General features: G+C 62.6%; 18 protein-coding genes. 9 read left to right on the top strand and 9 right to left on the bottom strand.

The genetic code is table 11. The features are described 5' to 3' along the window. Positions 1-10 precede the first annotated feature (10 nt). Positions 11-1,057: a peptidase M29 gene (locus QA640_RS14210; protein ID WP_283041263.1), complete on the top strand. Its 1,047-nt coding sequence runs from the start codon at positions 11-13 to the stop codon at positions 1,055-1,057. Here QA640_RS14210 and QA640_RS14215 read toward each other — a convergent pair. Genes QA640_RS14215 through QA640_RS14235 form a run of 5 tightly spaced genes read right to left on the bottom strand, consistent with a single transcriptional unit; the run spans position 1,054 to position 6,785 of the window. Further along, positions 1,054-2,046 (bottom strand): 3-hydroxybutyryl-CoA dehydrogenase, encoded by a 993-nt coding sequence (locus QA640_RS14215; protein WP_283041264.1) that lies wholly within the window; start codon positions 2,044-2,046, stop codon positions 1,054-1,056. The genes QA640_RS14210 and QA640_RS14215 overlap by 4 nt on opposite strands. Next, the gene (locus QA640_RS14220; RefSeq protein ID WP_283041265.1) at positions 2,043-3,137 is read right to left on the bottom strand and encodes an NAD/NADP-dependent octopine/nopaline dehydrogenase family protein; all 1,095 of its coding nucleotides are present in this window, start codon (positions 3,135-3,137) and stop codon (positions 2,043-2,045) included. Before QA640_RS14220 ends, QA640_RS14215 begins: the two co-directional genes overlap by 4 nt. Continuing rightward, positions 3,134-4,669, bottom strand: a complete 1,536-nt coding sequence (locus QA640_RS14225) for a long-chain fatty acid--CoA ligase (RefSeq protein WP_283041266.1) — start codon at positions 4,667-4,669, stop codon at positions 3,134-3,136. Before QA640_RS14225 ends, QA640_RS14220 begins: the two co-directional genes overlap by 4 nt. Before the next feature lie 2 nt (positions 4,670-4,671). Further along, positions 4,672-5,958 carry an acyl-CoA dehydrogenase family protein gene (locus QA640_RS14230; protein ID WP_283041267.1) on the bottom strand — a complete coding sequence of 429 codons (1,287 nt, stop codon included), beginning with the start codon at positions 5,956-5,958 and terminating at the stop codon, positions 4,672-4,674. Beyond that, complete coding sequence (locus tag QA640_RS14235; RefSeq protein WP_283042791.1) at positions 5,955-6,785, bottom strand: alpha/beta hydrolase; 831 nt, start codon at positions 6,783-6,785, stop codon at positions 5,955-5,957. The genes QA640_RS14230 and QA640_RS14235 overlap by 4 nt, the downstream gene beginning before the upstream one ends. A gap of 189 nt (positions 6,786-6,974) precedes the next feature. Between QA640_RS14235 and QA640_RS14240 the strand changes: the two genes are divergently transcribed. From QA640_RS14240 to QA640_RS14250, 3 genes are all read left to right on the top strand, one after another. Beyond that, positions 6,975-7,736 (top strand): SDR family oxidoreductase, encoded by a 762-nt coding sequence (locus QA640_RS14240; protein WP_283041268.1) that lies wholly within the window; start codon positions 6,975-6,977, stop codon positions 7,734-7,736. Between the two features lie 38 nt (positions 7,737-7,774). Then, positions 7,775-8,611: an enoyl-CoA hydratase family protein gene (locus QA640_RS14245; RefSeq protein ID WP_283041269.1), complete on the top strand. Its 837-nt coding sequence runs from the start codon at positions 7,775-7,777 to the stop codon at positions 8,609-8,611. A gap of 175 nt (positions 8,612-8,786) precedes the next feature. Then, positions 8,787-10,037: a flavin-dependent oxidoreductase gene (locus tag QA640_RS14250; RefSeq protein WP_283041270.1), complete on the top strand. Its 1,251-nt coding sequence runs from the start codon at positions 8,787-8,789 to the stop codon at positions 10,035-10,037. Positions 10,038-10,051: 14 nt separating this feature from the next. Here QA640_RS14250 and QA640_RS14255 read toward each other — a convergent pair whose 3' ends face one another. Both QA640_RS14255 and QA640_RS14260 read right to left on the bottom strand, forming a co-directional pair. Then, complete coding sequence (locus QA640_RS14255; RefSeq protein ID WP_283041271.1) at positions 10,052-10,504, bottom strand: cupin domain-containing protein; 453 nt, start codon at positions 10,502-10,504, stop codon at positions 10,052-10,054. A gap of 37 nt (positions 10,505-10,541) precedes the next feature. After that, on the bottom strand, positions 10,542-11,717 hold the full coding sequence (locus QA640_RS14260; RefSeq protein WP_283041272.1) for an ABC transporter substrate-binding protein: 1,176 nt from the start codon (positions 11,715-11,717) through the stop codon (positions 10,542-10,544). Positions 11,718-12,010: 293 nt separating this feature from the next. On the opposite strand from QA640_RS14260, the gene QA640_RS14265 reads away from it, so the two are divergent. The 3 genes from QA640_RS14265 (at position 12,011) to QA640_RS14275 (ending at position 14,931) form a co-directional block, all read left to right on the top strand. Next, positions 12,011-12,502: a MarR family transcriptional regulator gene (locus QA640_RS14265; RefSeq protein ID WP_283041273.1), complete on the top strand. Its 492-nt coding sequence runs from the start codon at positions 12,011-12,013 to the stop codon at positions 12,500-12,502. Positions 12,503-12,649: 147 nt separating this feature from the next. Further along, the gene (locus QA640_RS14270) at positions 12,650-14,332 is read left to right on the top strand and encodes a benzoate-CoA ligase family protein (protein WP_283041274.1); all 1,683 of its coding nucleotides are present in this window, start codon (positions 12,650-12,652) and stop codon (positions 14,330-14,332) included. A gap of 146 nt (positions 14,333-14,478) precedes the next feature. Continuing rightward, positions 14,479-14,931: a RidA family protein gene (locus QA640_RS14275; protein ID WP_283041275.1), complete on the top strand. Its 453-nt coding sequence runs from the start codon at positions 14,479-14,481 to the stop codon at positions 14,929-14,931. An 8-nt stretch (positions 14,932-14,939) separates the two neighbouring features. On the opposite strand, the gene QA640_RS14280 is transcribed toward QA640_RS14275, so the two are convergent. After that, a complete protein-coding gene (locus QA640_RS14280) occupies positions 14,940-15,668 on the bottom strand; it encodes a CBS domain-containing protein (protein ID WP_283041276.1) in 729 nt (242 codons plus the stop codon). Between the two features lie 176 nt (positions 15,669-15,844). Here QA640_RS14280 and QA640_RS14285 point away from each other — a divergent pair, with 176 nt between their 5' ends. Both QA640_RS14285 and QA640_RS14290 read left to right on the top strand, forming a co-directional pair. Next, positions 15,845-16,213 carry a hypothetical protein gene (locus QA640_RS14285; protein WP_283041277.1) on the top strand — a complete coding sequence of 123 codons (369 nt, stop codon included), beginning with the start codon at positions 15,845-15,847 and terminating at the stop codon, positions 16,211-16,213. A 214-nt stretch (positions 16,214-16,427) separates the two neighbouring features. After that, positions 16,428-18,101 carry an alpha/beta fold hydrolase gene (locus QA640_RS14290; protein ID WP_283042792.1) on the top strand — a complete coding sequence of 558 codons (1,674 nt, stop codon included), beginning with the start codon at positions 16,428-16,430 and terminating at the stop codon, positions 18,099-18,101. On the opposite strand, the gene QA640_RS14295 is transcribed toward QA640_RS14290, so the two are convergent. Then, positions 18,098-19,072: a CHAD domain-containing protein gene (locus QA640_RS14295; protein ID WP_283041278.1), complete on the bottom strand. Its 975-nt coding sequence runs from the start codon at positions 19,070-19,072 to the stop codon at positions 18,098-18,100. The genes QA640_RS14290 and QA640_RS14295 overlap by 4 nt on opposite strands. Between the last annotated feature and the right edge of the window lie 6 nt (positions 19,073-19,078).

Below are 19,078 nucleotides of genomic sequence, written 5' to 3' on the forward strand. Positions count from 1 at the left end.
GGGGTGAATCATGCTGGCGGATCGGATCGAGGCAAAATGGATCGACGCGTTCTGCGAGATTTTTGAGCGGTGCGCCGTCAAGGCCGGCGATACGGCGGCAATTCTTTCGGAAACCCAGTCGCGTGCGCTCAACGTGCATCTGGCGGAGCTCGCTCTGCTGCGTCTGGGCGCACGACCGTTCCATGTCATTATGCCCACTCCGAGAAACCGCCATATCGTGCCCGTCCGTTCCACGGGGGCGAGCGAGGCGATTCAGCGGATGGCGCCCGTCATCAGCGCCCTCCAGCAGGCTGGTTTCGTGGTCGATTGCACCATTGAAGGCTTGATGCACGCCGTGGAGACGCCGGAAATCCTCGAGGCCGGTGCCCGAATCTTGGTGATCTCCAATGAACACCCTGAAGCGCTCGAGCGCATGGTGCCGGACCCTGCGCTCGAAAAGCGGGTTCGTGCAGCGGCGAAGATGCTGCATGGGACGAAGCGGATGCGCGTCACTTCGAAGGCAGGCACCGCTCTCGATGTCGACATGGTCGGGGCTTCGACGGTCGGGGTCTGGGGGTGGACCGACAAGCCAGGGACGCTGGCACATTGGCCGGGGGGCATCGTCGTCAGCTTTCCGAAGAGCGGGACCATCAACGGGACGCTGGTCATGGCCCCGGGCGACATCAATCTCACCTTCAAGCGTTACCTGACGTCGCCGGTAAGGATGACGCTGAAAGACGATTATGTCGTCGCGCTCGAGGGCGAAGGCACCGACGCTGCGATGATGCGCGCCTATCTTGCTGCCTGGGGCGACCGGGAGGCTTATGCGGTATCGCATGTCGGCTTCGGCATGAACCCGGGCGCGCGCTACGAGGCGCTGACGATGTACGACCAGCGCGATACCAACGGCACCGAACTGCGCGCGGTCTCAGGCAACTTTCTGTTTTCGACCGGTGCGAACGAATTTGCCGGCCGCTACACGGCGGGGCATTTCGACCTGCCGATGATGGGAACCACGATCGAGCTCGACGGCGTTACGGTCGTGCGTGACGGCGTGCTGCAGGATGTGTTCGGCTAGTCGCCGTCGAACACCGGCGGCCGCGCAAGGCCAAAGTGCCGGAGCAGGTCGACCATCGCCTTGAGCCGCGTCTCGCGATAGGCGTCGACATCGAGGCCTGAATAGTCGAGGAAGCCCGCCCCGGTACGGAGTCCGATTCGGCCTTCCTGCATGTTGCGGGAAATGACCTCCGGTGCCCGATAGCGGTCGCTACCGAGCGCGCCCTCGAGATAGCGGCTGGCGTAGAAGAGGATGTCGCCACCGCCCCAATCGATGAACTCCAGTAGCCCCAGGACCGCATAGCGGAAGCCGAACCCGTAACGGATTGCCTTGTCGATCTCCTCGGCGCTGGCAACACCTTCCTCGACCATGCGCGCAGCTTCGTTCATGGCAAGCGCCTGGATGCGCGGGACGATGAAGCCGGGCGTTGCGGCGCAGACCACCGGCATCTTGCCGATGCCTTCGAGCAGCGCCTTGACTTCGTCGATAACGATCGGATCGGTGGCAGCGCCCGGCGACACCTCGACGAGCGGGATCAGATAGGCCGGATTGAGCCAGTGCACGTTCAGGAAGCGGCCGGGATGTTCGATCGCACCGGAGAGATCGTCGACGAGGATTGTCGATGTCGTGGAGGCGATGATGGTGTCGCGTCCAACCCGTTTGGAGGTGGCCGCAAGCACCTCTCGCTTGAGCTCGACGACCTCAGGCACGCCTTCGAAGACGAGGCCGGCGCTGGACAGGGCTGTATCGCTTTCACCGGCCGGTACCACCGAGACTCGTCTGATGAGCATGTCGGCTTGCGCGTCGGCGAGCAGCCCCAGGCGCGCCAGACTCGCGAACGTCTTGCGGACCTCGTTCAACGCGTCCGCCTCAAGCCTTGCGAAATCTTCGGCAGAGCGGCCCTTAATGTCGATCATGGTCACGGCATGCCCCGCATAAGCGAAGGCGACCGCAATCCCTCGGCCCATGCGGCCGGCGCCGAGACAAGCGATGTTAGTGCGGGCGGTCATCGGTCAAAGCCCTCACGCAGGAGCGTCTGCAGGTCAGCCCGGTTGAGATGGCCGAGACCCAAGGTTGCGAGCGTACGGCCTCCTACCGCAAAATTCTCGCCGCAGACTGCTCCGCCAATGGCGAGGAAGGCCCTTGCGAGCGGTGTCGCAACGCTGGCCAGCTCGGCGACCGAGACAAGGAACGAGAGCCCGAGTCGGAGATCTTCCCGCATGTAGCGGTGGTCCCTGAGTACGATCCGCTCGCGCCAATCGCCGGAGTCGGTGAGGCGATCGTGCGAGCCGCGGCCATACATCCAGATCTCACCTTCCTTGGCGTAGTGATGGGCGAGTGGAAAATGCGGGGCTCCGTAGCCAAGCTTTTCGCGCACCGCGATGCGTTCGGCATCGAGTGTATCCGTCACCCTGCGGATCGCCGCCTGCGTTCCTTCCTTGTGGATGTCCCAGCGTTCAAAGTGCTCGATTGGACCGGCGTTCATGACGATCAGCGGTGGGTGAATGATCGGTCCCGCGTTCATCAAAGCGCCGGAGAGAGCGTCTCCACAGGGTTCAATCGCACCAGGAAACGCGCGGCCGACCACGTTGAGGGCGTACGCGGCCAAATTCAGCGGGAACACGCCGACCGGCAATCGCTTGGCGCGGATCGTGACCGCGACCTCGAACGGCCCATGCTTGCGCGTCAGCCAGGGCAGCGTGCCGGTTTCGGCAAAGCTCACCTTGGCGCGATTGCCAGAGTCGCGCAGAGCCAGAGCGAAGATCATCGAGCCGAAGGTTGCCGGCGGTAGAAACACGACCTGTCCATCCTGCAGGTGCGGCGCGAGCAGGCGAGCGATGTCCGGTTGGGCAAAGGCCGGCGCTGGGCACAAGATCAGTTCGGTGCCGCTGACCGCGTCGGCGATATCGGTCGTGACCAGCGCAAGCTTCACGTCGTGCGCGCCATTGTGGTCCTTGACGAGGATGCGCGAGCCGGCTGCGCGGTGAGCTTCCACTTGATCTTCGTGGCGTCGCCAGAGCCGCACCTCATGTCCGGAAAGCGTGAAATCACCGGCGGCAGCGAACGAGCCGTTGCCGCCGCCCAGAACGGCAATCTTCAAGAGACTTCTCCTTGTGCGCGGGACTGTGCGTCGAGCCGCTTCAGCAGGAAATGCTGGACCTTGCCCAGCGCAGTGCGCGGCAGGTCGCCGACGAAGACGATTTCGCGCGGGACCTTGTAGCGCGCGAGCTGTGCCTGGAGATGCGCTTTTAACTGCTCAGCCTCGAGCTGGCGGCCTGATCGCGGGATCACATAAGCGATTGGCACCTCGTCCCAGCGCGGGTCGGATCTGCCGATCACCGCACATTCGCTGACGTCGGGATGCTCGAGCAGAACGCGTTCGACCTCGGCCGGATAGATATTCTCACCGCCGGAAATGATCAGGTTCTTCTTGCGATCCCGGATCCAGAAATACCCGTCGTCGTCGCACAGGCCGATATCGCCGGTGCGATACCAGCCGTCGCGCAGTGCTTCGCGGGTAGCACTCTCGTTGCCCCAATATTCGAAGAAGACGTTGGGACCACGTACCGCGATCTCGCCAGGCACTCCCGGCGGCAGCTCGCTGCCGTCGTCGCCGATCACTTTCGCTTCACAGCAGAGCCCTGGAAGACCCGTCGAGCCCATGCGCGATAGGTCGCCGCCGAGCCGCGTATAGACGGCGATCGGGCAGGTCTCGGTCGAGCCGTAGACTTGCAAGACCGGAACACCGCGCGCAACGAAACGTTCGATCAGGTGCGGCGGCACGATGGTTGATCCGGTGGCGATGGCCTTCAAGGACGAAAGATCGGCCGCAGCCCAGCCCGGATGATCGCTCAACGCCTGGATGATCGTCGGCACCAATACGGTCAGCGTTGGGCGGTCGCGCTCGAAGCCGGCAAGGGCCGCCTCCGGTGTGAAACGCGAATGAATCGTGACGGTCGCCCCCACGTGCAAAGCCGGCGTGGTCTGGATGTTGAGCCCGCCGACGTGGAAGAAGGGCAGCACCGTCAGCACGTGATCATCCGACGTCAGGTTGTGCATGTGCTGGCTCATGACGCTGTTCCAGAACAGCGCGTCCTGACGCAGCACCGCACCCTTCGGTCGGCCGGTCGTGCCCGACGTGTAGACGATGAGCAGCGGGCTGGAGAGATCGGTATGTGGATTGCGAGCGTTGCCTTCGCCATGCTCAAGCAGTGAGGCGAATGTACTGCCATTTGGCGGCGTGAAATCCAGACCAAGAACGATGGTCCCTGGCAGGCTTCGCTCGAGTTCAGGAATGACGCCGGCAAAGGCCTGTTCGAGCACCAGCATCTTGGCGCCGGCGTCCGCGAGAATGAAAAGCTGTTCGGCAACCGCGAGCCGCCAGTTCAGCGGGACCAGCATCGCGCCCAGCCGCGCGCAGGCATAGAGCAATACGAGGTAGTCGGGCCGATTCAGGCTCAGGATTGCAACGCGATCGCCGCGGCCGACGCCGAGCTCGGCTTTCAAAGCGCCGGCGGTCCGCTCGATGCGCGCAGCAAACGCCGCATAGCTTAAGCTCTTGCCTTCGAAACGAATGGCTGGCTTGTCCGGCGCGAATGCCGCGTTGCGATCGATCAGATGACAGAGGTCCACCGTCAGTCGTCCGATTCGCCGGGCTCGTACAGCGCCTCGCGCCCGATGCGATCGAGGCAGAGCTCGGCCGTCCAGGGCAGCATCAGCGAGCCACAACGGCTGTCGCGATAGATGCGCTCCAGCGGCAATGATTTGAGCATGGCCTGGCCTCCGCAGGTGCGGATCGCCAGAGCTGCGAGCTCATTGGCGCCCTCCATCACCGAATACTGTGCCGCATAGGCCCGCAACACCTGCTCCTTGCTCGGGTTGGCGCGCGCCTCGCTGACGGCTTGAAACCAGATCGCCTTGATCTGCTCGAGCTTGATCTGCATCTGCGCGACGGCGATCTGCTTGGTGGGGTACATCCTGCGCTTGACCGGCGGCATGTCGGGGACCTCGCCGCGCAAATAGCGCACGGTGAAGTCATAGGCCGCCTGCGCAAGGCCCATATAGGTCGGCGACAACGTCAGGAACATGTGCGGCCAGCGCATTGCCGCCTGGAAATAGACGCCGCGCGGCATCAGGGCGGCTTCTTTCGGCACGAACACGTCCTTGAACAGGAGCGTGCGTGAGACCGTCCCGCGCATCCCAAGCGGATCCCAATCCCCGACGACAGATACGCCTTCCGCCTTGGCGGGAATGGCAAGGTAGAGCGTATTGCGGCGTGAGGCCTTTTCGCCTTCTTTTACCTCGGTGCAGAGCGCGCCGTAGTAATCGGCATGGCCGGAGAGTGAGGCAAATATCTTCTTGCCGTTGATGATCCAGCCGTCGCCAATGGGTTTTGCCTCGGTGCCGAAGGCAACGCCGCCTGCGGCCGCCGCGCCCCCTTCCGAGAACGGCTGCGAGTAGATTGCACCATCCTCGACGATGCGCTTGTAGTGGATCGTGCGACGGCGCTCGTGCTCGGCGCGCGTCGCGTCGTCCATGTCGAGGTCGTCAGCCAACGGTCCCGACCACAGGGTCGAACAGACATGCATGTTCCAGGTGAGCGCGGTCGCGCCGCAATAGCGACCGATCTCGGCCGCAGCGAGCGCGTAGGTCTGGTAGCTGGCACCAAGCCCGCCATGCTTCTTGGGAATAGTGATACCGAGCAGGCCTGCGCGGTGCAGATCGCGATAATTCTCGATTGGGAACGTCGCATCGCGGTCATAGGCCGCGGCGCGTCCGGCGAACACGCTCTGGCCAATCTCCCGCGCCCGCGCGATGACCGCCGCCTGCTCGCCGTCCAGACGGAATGCGACGGGATCGAAGATCGGCGCGTCGAGCGTGAGCTTGTCGGCAGTGCTCGTCTTCTTGACTTGCATGGTCATTGCTCGGTCGCCTGTGTTCTGGCCACGCTCGATCTCAGAAAATCATCAATTGCAGCGTTGAACGCGTCAGGCCGTTCAAGATTGGCGAGGTGGCCCACGCCGGTGAGTTCCACATAGCGAGCCGCCGGAATAAAGCCCGCCATTTTCGCCATCATAGGCGCAGGCGCATTGTTATCTCTGGATCCGGACAGGAGTAGCGTTGGAACGGCGATGTCCTTGAGTGCGCTCCGCCGGTCGAATCCGATCAAGGCGAGCATCATCGCGCGATAGCTCGCCTCCGGCACGCTGGCCATGCAGTCGCGCGCGACATTCATGCCATTCGCATCGGGATCGTCACCAACCAGATCCTTGACAAGGGAGGGGGCGAGCGAGGCCATGGTCTCGCCGCGATCGAGCGGGCCAAGCCGCGCTGCAATGAACGATCTTTGCCAGTCACCGTCGGACTTGCCAAAAGCCGGGCTGGTCTGCGCCAATACGACGGCGCGTGCGGCCTGAGGATGTTGCGTCAGCCATTGCTGCACGATCATCCCGCCGATCGAATGTCCAACCAGGACGGGCCTGTCGACTTCGATCTGTTGCAGGAACTCCTGCAACGCCTCCGCCAAGGCAGCGATGCTGACCTCGGGGAGCGATTTCGAACCGCCATAGCCCGGCATATCCCAGGCAATCGCCTGAAACCGGCTGCCAAATGTGGTGAGCTGGTGGCGCCAGGCGCGCGCTGAACCGCCAATGCCATGCAGAAAGACCAAAGGTGTCGCACCCGGACTGCCTGCGACCTCATAGGCGAAGCGTCCATTCCCCGTTATCGTCGGCCTCGGTTGCTGCACGTGGCTTCCTCTTGCTCGTCCGCCGATGCTAACAGGCCTATCGGGTATGGGAAGACATAATTTTATACTTAAAGCAATTTCCCGGGCCGGCCCCTGCAAGAGCTGAAGCAGGGGCTTCCATTGCAAAAACTTTAAGCTTAAAATATATCCGGAAAGCTCGACGAGCCGATGCCTTCAGGGAGGCTGCACATGTCCGGACTGCCGCGTTCTTCGCATGCTCTGGTGACAGGCGGCAGCCGCGGTATTGGTCGCGCGATCGCGTCAGCTTTGACAGGAGCCGGCGCCACGGTCACCGTACTCGGCCGCAATGCTGCGACGCTGGAAGACGCTGTCAATGGAGGTGCGGCGCATTTTGCTGCTGTCGCCGATGTCTCCGATGAGGCGGCGCTGAGGGCTGCGATCACGAAGGCGGCTGAACGACAGCCCATCGATATCCTGATCGCGAATGCCGGTAGCGCTGAATCCGCTCCATTCGCGAAATCGGATGCTGCGCTCTTTGCCCGGATGATGGACGTCAATTTCATGGGCGTGGTGCACGCCGTCGGGGCCGTGTTGCCCGGGATGAAGGATCGGCCTTATGGCCGCGTCGTCGCGATCGCATCGACCGCGGGACTGAAAGGCTATGCCTACGTCAGCGCTTATGCCGCAGCCAAACACGCCGTGGTCGGGCTCGTGCGTTCGCTGGCGCTGGAAATGGCTGGTAGCAATGTCACCGTGAACGCTGTCTGCCCGGGATTTACGGATACGGACCTCGTTGCCGATAGCATCGAGAACGTCATGAAGAAGACAGGGCGGAGCCGCGAGCAGGCGATCGCCGATCTCGCGCGGCACAACCCGCAGGGCCGGCTCGTCACGCCTCAGGAGGTGGCAGACACGGTGCTCTGGCTATGTGGAGAAGGTGCCGGCGCGATCACGGGCCAGTCGATCGCGGTGGCCGGTGGCGAAATATAGACCGCAGGGTAGCGGAACGAGAATGATAGGGAGTCCTCATGAGCAGACCAGCCAATCCCGTTACCGTGCCGTTGGCGGACTATTCGCCTCAGCATTTCCTGCTTGCAGTGGTTGACCATGTGGCCACGGTCACGCTGAATCGCCCGGAACGAAAAAATCCCCTGACGTTCGAGAGCTATCGCGAGCTCACCGACTTCTTCCGCGCCTGTGCGTTCGACGACGACGTGAAGGCCATCATCGTCACGGGTGCCGGCGGCAATTTCTCCTCGGGCGGTGACGTGTTCGAGATCATCGGCCCCCTCGTCAAGATGGACACCAAAGGGCTCACCGCGTTTACTCGGATGACCGGCGATCTCGTGAAGGCGATGCGGGCCTGCCCACAACCGATCGTTGCAGCGGTCGAAGGTATCTGCGCCGGTGCTGGCGCCATTGTCGCTATGGCATCGGACATGCGGCTGGCGACAGGTGGGGCAAAGGTCGCATTTCTCTTCAACAAGGTTGGGCTCGCCGGCTGCGATATGGGGGCCTGCGCCATCCTGCCGCGGATCATCGGCCAATCGCGTGCCTCGGAGCTGCTTTACACCGGTCGTTTCATGACTGCGGAAGAGGGCGAGCGCTGGGGCTTCTTCAGCCGCATCGTCACGTCGGATCAGGTTTTGCCGCAGGCGCAACTGCTGGCGAAGCAAGTCGCGGAAGGCCCGTCCTTCGCCAACACCATGACCAAGCGCATGCTGGCCATGGAATGGGCCATGTCGGTGGAAGAGGCGATCGAGGCGGAAGCCGTGGCACAGGCGCTCTGCATGACCACGGCCGATTTCAAGCGCGCTTTCGAGGCTTTCGCCAACAAAGTCAAGCCGGGCTTCAGGGGCGATTAAGGCCGCTCCGCAGCAGAATATGCAAGCGGCGGGATATTCGAGGAGTTGTCAATTAAGGCTAAGCCCAAGACTTAGGTTGGCGCGGAGGCGAGGGCGATAAAGCCGCTTGCGGCGGAGTGACCGCCCATGCGACGTTAACCCCGTTGCCTGGCGTATATCGAGTGGAGTTTGGGCGATGAAGGCGATTGTCGTCGGTGGCGGTATCGGAGGTCTCACCACGGCGTTGATGCTGCGCTCGCGCGGCATCGCTTGCGAGATTTTCGAACAAGCAGATACCATTCGCGAACTCGGCGTCGGCATCAACACCCTGCCGCATGCCATGCGCGAGCTTGCCGGGCTTGGTCTCTTGCCGAAGCTCGACGAGGTCGCGATCCGCACCGACCAGCTCTATTATCTCAATCGTCACGGTCAGGAAGTCTGGCGCGAAGCTCGCGGCATTGATGCCGGCCATGACGTGCCGCAGTTCTCGATTCATCGCGGCCGTCTGCAAGGCGTCATCCACCGCGCGGTCGAAGAGCGACTGGGGCCCGAGGTCATTCACACCGGTCGTCGCCTGGGCGCCTTCACCCAGGACGAAGGCGGCGTCACCGCCTATTTCTTCGATCGCTCCGGCGGACACGTCCACACGGCGCGTGGTGATATCCTGATCGGTGCGGACGGCATCCACTCCCGCGTGCGCGAGACGCTGTTTCCAAATGAGGGGCCGCCCTGCTGGAACGGCCTGATGCTGTGGCGTGGCGCGCGCGACTGGCCGCTGTTCCTCACCGGCAAGTCGATGATCGTCGCCGGTGGCCTGAACGCCAAGGTCGTGGTCTATCCGATCGCCGAGGGCTCGAGCCCCGCGAGCCGCCTCACGAACTGGGCGGTGCTGGTGAAGATCGGCGAGGGCAATGCGCCGCCGCCGCGCAAGGAGGACTGGTCGCGGCCGGGCCGGCGCGAGGAGCTGATGCCGCACGTCGCGCGCTTCTCGGTGCCCTATGTCGACGTCAGGAGCCTGATCTCGGCAACGCCCGAGTTCTACGAATACCCAACCTGCGACCGCGATCCCTTGCCTTATTGGTCGTCGGGACGGGTTACGCTGCTGGGCGATGCCGCGCATCCAATGTATCCGGTCGGCTCGAACGGCGCGTCGCAGGCCATTCTCGATGCGCGCTGCCTTGCGGATTTGCTGGCGCGCTCCGAGCACCCGCGCCAGGCGCTGCTCGAGTACGAGAAGAAGCGCCTGCCGATGACGGCCGAGATTGTTCGCTCCAATCGTCGCGGCGGCCCGGAAGGGGTGATTGACGCCGTCGAGCAGCTCGCGCCCGACGGTTTCGACAATGTCGAGAACGTCCTGAGCTACTCGCAGCGCGAGGCGATCGTGCGGGGCTATGCGACCAAGGCCGGCTTCGCCGCCGTGCCGGGCCTTGCCGCCGTCAGGGCGTGACGTAGCGCCGCCGCCTAGGACGGCGGCGGGGGCAGGAAGTGGATGTTGAACTCTGCGGCCATCGCGACGACGTCCTCAGGCTTCTGTTCCTTCATGTTATGAAGGCCCCAGAACAGGTCATAGAGCTTGCGGCTCGGTGATACCCAGAATAGCACCTTCGCCGTCTGGTCCGACTTGTTGAAGATGCCGTGCGGAATGCCCATGCCGAGGCGGATCAAGTCGCCCGGCGTCGCCTGCGCTTCGGTATTGCCGAGCACGAAATCGAGCTTTCCCTCCAACATATAGAGATACTCGTCCTGGTCCGGATGGATGTGCGGCGGAACGAAGGTGCCGGGCGGAAGCGTTGCATGCCAGGAGAAGCTGTGCTCGGCATAGCTCTTTGGCACATAGGTCTGGCCGAGAATGTTCCAGGAAATGCCCTGGATACCTTCATTGGCCCTGGTGATGCCGGTGATCTCGCTCTTCACTTGAATTCCTCCCTTTACTCGACCTTCAATGCGGCAATTAATTCGTCGGCTTGCAGTCTTTTGCGTAACGGTCACCGTAGTTCTCGAAAACCTTTTGAACGATCTCGGTCTGAAATTTTCCGTCAGGGCGCTTGGCGACCTTGGTTAGATAAAAGTCCTGAATCGGATAGCCGTTGGTGTTGAATTTGAAGGAGCCGCGCAGCGAGGTGAAATCGGCCTTCTTCAGGGCCGCACCGACCGCGTCCTTGTTTGAGAGGTCGCCCTTCACCGCCTTGACCGCGCTGTCGATCAACATCGCGGCGTCGTAGGCCTGGAAGGCATAGGTGCCGGGCACGCCGTTGTAGGCGGCTTCATAGGCCGCGACGAACTTCTTGTTTTGGGGGGTGTCGAGATTGGGCGCCCAGTTCGCACCACCGAACATGCCGACGGCCGCGTCCTGCTGCGCCGGCAAGGTCGACTCGTCCACCGTGAAGGCCGATAGCACCGGGATCGTATCGGCAAGCCCTGCCTGCCGGTACTGCTTGACGAGGTTCACGCCAAGGCCACCCGGCATGAAGGTGAAGAGCGCATCGGGCTTGAGCGAGGCGATCTTCGAAAGCTCCGGCTGGAAGTCCAGCGTGTTGAGCGGCATATAGGATTCCTCGACGATTTCGCCCTTGTAGTCGAGCTTGAAACCGGCCGCCGAATCCTTGCCGGCCTGATAGTTAGGCACCATCACATACATACGCTTGTAGCCGCGATCCTGGGCCACCTTGCCGAGGATCTCGTGCACCTGATCGTTCTGATAGGAGGTCACGTAGAAGAACGGGCTGCAGTCCTTGCCGGCGTATGTCGATGGGCCGGCATTCGGGCTGATCAGGAATGTCTTGGACTCGGTGATTGGGCGATGAATCGCTTGCAGGATGTTGGAGAAGATCGGCCCGACCACGAAATCGACCTTGTCGCGCTCGAGCAGGCCCTTGACCTTGGTTACCGCCGCATCCGGTTTTAGCTCGTCATCGACGACCATGACCTCGACATCGCGGCCGCCCATCTTGCCGCCGAGATCCTTGACCGCGAGCGCGAAGCCGTCGCGAACCTGCTGGCCGAGCGCGGCGGCAGGTCCCGACAAGGTCACGATCACGCCGAGCTTGATCTTCTGCTGCGCAAGCGCCGGATCCAGTGCGGCACCTACGAGCAAAGCCAATCCCGCCAACTTCAGTTGCATGTTCATGATCTCTCCCCCGATATGCCCGCGCTCACGCTAGAGCCCTGTCGTTCGATCCAAGCTTATTCTGATGACGGCATCGGCGGCAAGCGAAGCCGAAGCTGCGGCATCTTGCGTTGCGCCATCAGCCCGGCGCCATATGCAAGCGGCGCGCCAATTGCTTGAAGCCTAAAGAAATTCGACCCGCACGGGTTGTTCGGCGCGTTTTGGGCTTGCGGCAGGGCGGAAATTACTTGAAGCTCAAAACGAACGTTGGCGCGCTTCCGCCGCCAGTGCTGTGACACAGTGGCCGCACCACGATGCTTGATTCCGAGACCAAGGCCGTCGAACTTCCGGAAGACCACGCCGAAGAGCTTCGGCTGTGGCTGCGTCTGTTGACCTGTACGACCCTGATCGAGGGTGAGGTGCGCAGCCGCCTGCGGGAGCGGTTCGACGTCACGTTGCCCCGCTTCGATCTGATGGCGCAACTCGACAAGGCGCCGGACGGCATGACCCTGTCCGACGTCTCCAAGCGCATGATGGTCTCCAATGGCAACGTCACCGGGCTCGTCGAGCGTCTCGTGGAATCCGGGCACCTCGACCGCCGCACGTCCGATACCGATCGCCGCGTCCAGGTCATCCGGTTGACCAAGCTCGGCCGCGCCGAGTTTCGCAAGATGGCGGCGGAACACGAGACCTGGATTGCCGACGTCTTTGCCGAGCTCACGCCAAAGGACGTGCGTGAATTGATGCGCCTCTTGGCCAAGACCAAGGCCTCGGCCCAAAGATCCGCCTCGCGCCGCAGAGCTTAAGGCTCGGCCGCGCCGCGGGCGAACTCCCCCCTGCCGTCAGAAAAGCACGCAATGTCCAAAATCTGCTATTGCGCCAAATTATTTTAAGCCTAAAATGATTTTCCAGATAGTGCTGCCGGGTGCTCTCCAAGCTGAAAGGAGCGTGCGATGGCTAACGCCGCCAAAGTTCAACTTCCGGGCTCAGATGACGGCAGGGCTGGAACGGCTCACGCCGACACCTTTGCCCTGCAACATCTGCCGCCCCGCGATCTATGGCCCGAGTTCATCTTCACGCGACCCGAGCTGCAATATCCGCCGCGATTGAATTGCGTCAGTTACTTCCTTGATCGCTGGGTTGAGGAGGGGCATGGCGATGCGCCTTGCGCGATCAGTCCTTCGGTCAGCTACAGCTATCGCGAGCTGCAGCAGCTCGTGAACCGCATTGCCAATGTGCTGGTCGGCAAGCTTGGTCTCGTGACCGGGGGCCGCGTTCTTCTCCGCTCGGCGAACAATCCCATGATGGTCGCCATCTATCTTGCGGTCATCAAGGCGGGCGGCATCGTGGTTGCGACCATGCCGCTGTTGCGTGCCAAGGAGCTTCTGTATCCGATTCAGAAGGCCGAGATCACGCTGGCGCTGTGCGACGGCAAGCTATCCGACGAGATGGAGAAGGCGAAAGCGGCCGCGCCCGGGCTGAAGCACGTCGTCTATTGGGGCAGTGGTGCCTCGGACTCGCTGGAAGCGCTGACCGCAGATGCAAGCTCCGAGTTCGAGGCGGTCGACACGGCGTCCGACGATGTTTGCCTGATCGCCTTCACCTCGGGAACGACCGGCGACCCGAAGGGCACCATGCATTTCCATCGGGATATGCTGGCGGTGTGCGATGGCTATGCGCGCAATGTCCTGCGGGCGAAGCAGGACGATCGTTTCATCGGTTCGGCGCCGCTCGCCTTCACGTTCGGCTTCGGTGGCGTGTTGTTCCCGATGCATATCGGCGCGTCCTTCGTCGTCTTGGAGAAGACCGCGCCGGACGATTTTCTTGCGGCCATCGAGCGCTACAAGACCACGGTCTGCTTCACGGCGCCGACTGCGTACCGCGCGATGCTCGGCAAGATCGCAGGCCGCGATATCTCGTCCTTGCGCAAGTGCGTGTCCGCCGGCGAGACCTTGCCAAAGCCGACATTCGACGCCTGGCTCAAGGCAACAGGCATCAAGTTGATGGACGGCATCGGTTCGACCGAATTGCTGCACATCTTCATCAGCGCGACGGAAGACGAGATTCGCCCTGGCGCCACCGGCAAGCCGGTGCCGGGCTACGAGGCCAAGATCGTCGATGATGACGGCAACGACGTGCCATCAGGCACGATGGGGCGCCTGGCGGTCCGAGGACCGACAGGATGCCGGTATCTTGCCGACGAGCGGCAGCGCAAATATGTCCACAATGGCTGGAACATCACGGGTGACACCTATGTGATGGATGCCGACGGGTACTTCTGGTACCAGTCGCGCTCCGACGACATGATCGTTTCGGCCGGCTACAACATTGCAGGTACGGATGTTGAGGCTGCGCTCATGACGCATCCGGCGGTCGCCGAATGCGGCGTCGTCGGGGCGCCCGATGAGGCGCGTGGCATGATCGTGAAGGCCTACGTGGTCCCGGCGCCGGGCGTCACGGCGGGCGCACAGCTTGCGACCGAGCTGCAAGAGCACGTCAAGCGCGAGATCGCTCCCTACAAGTATCCGCGCGCGATCGAGTTCGTGACGCAGTTACCGAAGACCGAGACGGGCAAGCTGAAGCGCTTCGCCCTGCGGCAGATGGCGCAGGCGGGGGCTTCGTCGCCTGGAGCATGATTTGGACCCGAAGGGCCGCGTTAGCGCAAAGTATGGAGCGGTTTTCCGAAAAGATCATGTTCAAACAACAACCTAAAGCGCGATGACGATTCACCCCAATCTCATCGCGTTTTAGTGTCGACACCAAACAAGAGAGGAATGGACGATTGTCTGCAACGACGCCGAAAAGCCCGCAGCTCGCAACGCTGCCGACCAGGGATGGTGCATCTTCTCGGATCCTGCAGCCATCCGGCTGGCCGATGCCGAAGGGCTACGCCAACGGTGTGGCCGCGGAAGGACGCATCGTCGTCACCGGCGGCGTCATCGGCTGGGACGCAGAAGAGCGTCTCGCGGATGGCTTTGTCGCGCAAGTCCGTCAGACGCTGAGCAACATCGCGGCGATCCTCGCGGAAGGCGGCGCGCGGCCGGAGCACCTCGTGCGTCTCACATGGTATGTTGTGGACATGGACGAGTATCTGGCCAACCTGAAGGCGCTTGGCCAGATTTACCGCGAAATTTTCGGTGCGCATTACCCGGCGATGGCGCTGGTGCAGGTCGTCAGGCTGGTAGAGAAAGCGGCGCGCGTCGAAATCGAAGCCACCGCCGTGATCCCGCGCTGATGCGCCGTTCAGCTCGCCTTGGCGAGATCGTCGTCCTCCGGGGAATTCAGGTAGACGCCGGAGACGGTGTCGACCCAGCAAAGATGGTCGTGCACTTTCTTCACGCCGTCGATGTTCTCGGTCAAGACGATCGCCGCCCGGCGCGCACTCTCGTCCGTGATGACGCCGCTCAGGTGGACGATGCCGTCGCGAACGATGACGTTCAGTCCGAACGGGCACCAGTCGTTCTTTTCCATCGCGTCAATGATGCGGCTGCGAATGTGATCGTCGTCCGCCGTGGGATCGGGCACCTGGCGAGCGAGGCTCGCGACAGCCTGGAGCAGGTTGGCGCGAGAGACGAGACCTACGACCTTGTCGCCGCGCACCACGGGCAGGCGCTTGATGTTGTTCTGTTCCATGATGTCGACGATCTCGACTAGCGCCGTATCCTCGGTGATGGTCACCGGTGACGTCGTCATCACTTCCGAAACCTTGCGGCCGTGTTCCTGAACGAAATCGCTGGCCGATTTGCCGGGGCCGAGGATGAATTTCAGCCAACGGCCACGCTTGCGCTGGGTTCCGATCTCGCTGCGCCGGATGAAGTCGCCCTCCGACACGACTCCGACCAGCTTGCCGGTCTCGTCGACCACGGGAAGACCGCTGACATGGCGTTTCAGCATGATGTTTGCGGCTTCGACGATGGTTGTGTCCGGGGTGACCGAGATGACCGACCGGGTCATGATCTGGTGGGCGCGCATGGTCTAGCTCCGCATGTCAGAATTCGATGTCGCGAGCCTAGTGCGGGCCGGACTTGGCGATTTGACGCAGGTCAATCGGTGAGGGGCGCGGCCGGGCTTTGACGCAGCTCAAGGTGCGCCAGGCGTGGGGTCATATCCTGGAACCTGAAAGCCCCAGGGCCAAGCAGGAGGTCACCTTGAGCGAACTCGCCAGACTGCAAGAGTTTGCGCCGGAGAAGCTGGTATCGGATCCCGCCCGGCGCATCGCGGAGGCAAACCAGCGCGCGTACGATCTCATGTTCAGCACGCAACGGCTGTTCCTCGACGAGATTGTCTTCGTTGCCAATGAGCTCCTGGACCGGACGCAGACCGAGACGCATTTGTTCGCGGAGTTTCTGTCGAAACTGGCGGGCTCGCATTCGGTCAGGGACTGGAGAACGCTCTGCGTCGAGTGCGGTCAGCATCAGCTCGATTTCATCCGTCGCGACTGCGATCGGATTTTCAGGCACGGCGACAGAGTGATCGCGACCACCGCCGGCCTCTTCAATGTTGCGTCTCGCGATTGAGCCAGAAATCGGAAATACGGACGAAATGCGAGCCATGAGCGCCGGAAAGACCTCTCTTCTCCAGCGGGCTGAGGTGCCCGCTCCAGTGGCGGATCTGATTGCCGACGTGTCAGCAGGCACTGAGGCTTCAAACCCCGAAAAATCGCCCGAAGTGGTGACTGTTGACCCGACCCCATCGGCGGAATCCTATCCGGTTGACCGAGCCTTGCATGCGATGCTGGCGCGGCTGACCGGCGGCATCTCGCCCATCGCCTTGTCGCTCGCCTTTCTGGACTGGTCATTGCACCTTGTGGCCGCGCCGCAGCGACAGATGGAGATTGCCAAGGACGTTGTTCGAGATGCGGGCCGGCTGCTCCAGACCGCAGCACATGGGCCGAGACCCGATCAGGACCCGTGGTCCCTGATCAAACCGCAAGGTCAGGATCGTCGCTTCGCCGGGCCCGAATGGGAAGGTCCTCCGTTCAACCTGCTGGCTCAGGCGTTTCTGCTGAGCGAGCAGTGGTGGCACAAGGCGACGACCGGCGTCCGGGGTGTGGCACCGGCCAACGAGGCGGTCGTGGAGTTCTCCGTGCGTCAGGTCCTCGACATGCTGGCGCCGTCAAACTTCGTCTCGACCAATCCCGAAGTGCTGCAGAAGGCCTTTCGGAGCGGCGGCCAGAATTTCGTGCGCGGTTGGCAGAATTGGTGGAGCGACTTTGTGCAGATGCGTTCCGCCAACAAATTGGCCGGTGACGGCCAGTTCGCGGTCGGAAAAACGGTGGCGGCCTCCGCGGGAAAGGTAGTCTACCGCAACGAATTGATGGAGTTGATCCAGTATTACCCGATCACTGAGAAGGTCCGGCCCGAACCGGTTCTGATCGTCCCGGCCTGGATCATGAAGTATTATATCCTCGATCTGTCGCCAGGGAATTCGCTGGTGAAGTATCTCATCGGCGAGGGTTTTACTGTGTTCGCGATCTCGTGGCGCAATCCGGGCGCCGGTGACCGCGACGTCGCCTTCGACGATTACCGCCGGCTGGGCGTGAGGGCCGCGCTTGATGCGATCGCCTGCATCCAGCCGCGCCGGAAGGTCCATGCCCTCGGTTACTGCTTAGGGGGAACCTTACTATCGATCACCGCCGCCGCGATGGCACGCGACGGCGACAACCGCTTGAAGTCCATCACGCTTTTGGCCGCGCAGACGGACTTTACCGAAGCGGGCGAGCTGACGCTGTTCGTCAACGAGAGTCAGGTCGCGTTCCTCGAGGACATGATGTGGGAGCGAGGCTATCTCGACACCACGCAGATGGCTGGAGCCTTTCAGCTCCTGCGCTCGAACGATCTGATCTGGTCGAGGCTGTCCCACGACTATCTCCTGGGTGAGCGCGCGCCGCCGAGCGATCTGATGACCTGGAATGCGGATGCCACGCGTCTGCCGTATCGGATGCATTCGGAATATCTTCGCCAGCTGTTCCTCGACAATGATCTGGCGGAAGGACGCTATCACGTCGATGGACGCAATGTCGCATTGTCAGACATTCACGCGCCGATGTTCGTGGTCGGCACGCTGAGGGATCACGTGGCGCCATGGCGATCGGTCTACAAGATCCACTATCAGGTCGATGCCGACGTGACCTTCCTGTTGACCAGCGGTGGGCACAACGCGGGCATCGTGGCGCCGCCGGGTGAGCCAGGGCGCAGCTATCAGGTGATGACCAAGGCGGCAGACGCGCCCTATGTAGGCCGTGATGAATGGCTCGATCTCGCGCCGCGTGTCGAGGGGTCGTGGTGGCCGGAATGGACCAAATGGCTCATAGCGCGGTCCGGCGATCCCAGCCAACCGCCTCGCATGGGGCTCGGCAATGTCGATCAGCTGCCGGATGCGCCCGGCGAATACGTCCTGACCTAGTCGGCAGGCTCCGCGCCGAGAGTCAACCCTGAGGCTCCAAAAGGCCTCGCCTTGTCGAGCTTCCTGTAGGCGGTCGCCGCCGTCTGCAGCAGTTTCTTCTCGCGCTTGCGACCGAGGAAGTGCAGGCTGAGGGCCGACCCCTCACCATTAAGCGCGTTGGCAAGCGCACGGCCCCTTGCATCGTCATTGAGCTGCCCCAGGCTGCGTTGTGCCCGTCGCAACTGTTTGAGGACGGCCTTCTGCTTCTCAAGCGACTCGTCGACGAACAGGTCCTCCAGGGATTCGATCGCATAGGTCAGCCGCTTGTTACGAAGCCGCAAGCGATGCCGCTTCGTTACACCGAGCTCGTCGAGCTTGCGCGACTTCTTCAGAAGGATCCTTTCCCACTCTGCCAGCTGCTGCGCGGCATGTTCGGCGAGTGGAGCGCGGCGCAGTCTGATGGCCTCCTTCGCTCGTCTGGTTGACCAGGGCCCGCTCTCGATCCAGCCGGATGTCTGCTCGATCAGGCGGCGATAGCGGGCCGATCGCAGCGCCCGCGCCAAGAGACGATGGCTTTCGGCCCGCTTTTCTTGCCATGACTCGAGCTGCGCAATCAGGGCGAGTTCCTCACCGCTGGCGGCGACCAATCGTTCGATCGCGACATCGAGATCGCGCACCATGCCGAGTTGTCTGTGCAGCCATTTCAGCTCGGTCCAGACGACTGGCCGCACGGTGTCGTCGACCATCGGAGAAAAGAACCGGATGGCGGTGCGAAGATGCGTGAGCGCTATGCGAATCTGGTGCAGGGCGTCGGGATCGCCGCTGCACGTCCCCTCGTGCTGAACCATGACCGCGTTGAGGTGGCGGCGGGCGACGATTCGAAATGCGGTATCGCAGGCCATTCCGGGGCTCAGGCGGGCCGGAGAGGCGCTCCGTCGGGACGCCGGTTCGACGCGGGCGGGGGCCTCCGGTGTCGTGGTGGGTCGCGCCATCGTCTT

Source organism: Bradyrhizobium sp. CB82 (genome assembly GCF_029714405.1).
In the GTDB taxonomy this organism is placed as follows: Bacteria; Pseudomonadota; Alphaproteobacteria; order Rhizobiales; family Xanthobacteraceae; genus Bradyrhizobium.

Bases quoted from the DNA above. Each gene is read 5' to 3' on its own strand.
- QA640_RS14265 (WP_283041273.1), top strand. From the start codon at position 12,011: ATGCTTGATTCCGAGACCAAGGCCGTCGAACTTCCGGAAGACCACGCC.
- QA640_RS14260 (WP_283041272.1), bottom strand. From the start codon at position 11,717: ATGAACATGCAACTGAAGTTGGCGGGATTGGCTTTGCTCGTAGGTGCC.
- QA640_RS14215 (WP_283041264.1), bottom strand. From the start codon at position 2,046: ATGACCGCCCGCACTAACATCGCTTGTCTCGGCGCCGGCCGCATGGGC.
- QA640_RS14295 (WP_283041278.1), bottom strand. From the start codon at position 19,072: ATGGCGCGACCCACCACGACACCGGAGGCCCCCGCCCGCGTCGAACCG.
- QA640_RS14280 (WP_283041276.1), bottom strand. From the start codon at position 15,668: ATGCGCGCCCACCAGATCATGACCCGGTCGGTCATCTCGGTCACCCCG.
- QA640_RS14210 (WP_283041263.1), top strand. From the start codon at position 11: ATGCTGGCGGATCGGATCGAGGCAAAATGGATCGACGCGTTCTGCGAG.
- QA640_RS14270 (WP_283041274.1), top strand. From the start codon at position 12,650: ATGGCTAACGCCGCCAAAGTTCAACTTCCGGGCTCAGATGACGGCAGG.
- QA640_RS14250 (WP_283041270.1), top strand. From the start codon at position 8,787: ATGAAGGCGATTGTCGTCGGTGGCGGTATCGGAGGTCTCACCACGGCG.
- QA640_RS14245 (WP_283041269.1), top strand. From the start codon at position 7,775: ATGAGCAGACCAGCCAATCCCGTTACCGTGCCGTTGGCGGACTATTCG.
- QA640_RS14240 (WP_283041268.1), top strand. From the start codon at position 6,975: ATGTCCGGACTGCCGCGTTCTTCGCATGCTCTGGTGACAGGCGGCAGC.
- QA640_RS14230 (WP_283041267.1), bottom strand. From the start codon at position 5,958: ATGACCATGCAAGTCAAGAAGACGAGCACTGCCGACAAGCTCACGCTC.
- QA640_RS14290 (WP_283042792.1), top strand. From the start codon at position 16,428: ATGCTGGCGCGGCTGACCGGCGGCATCTCGCCCATCGCCTTGTCGCTC.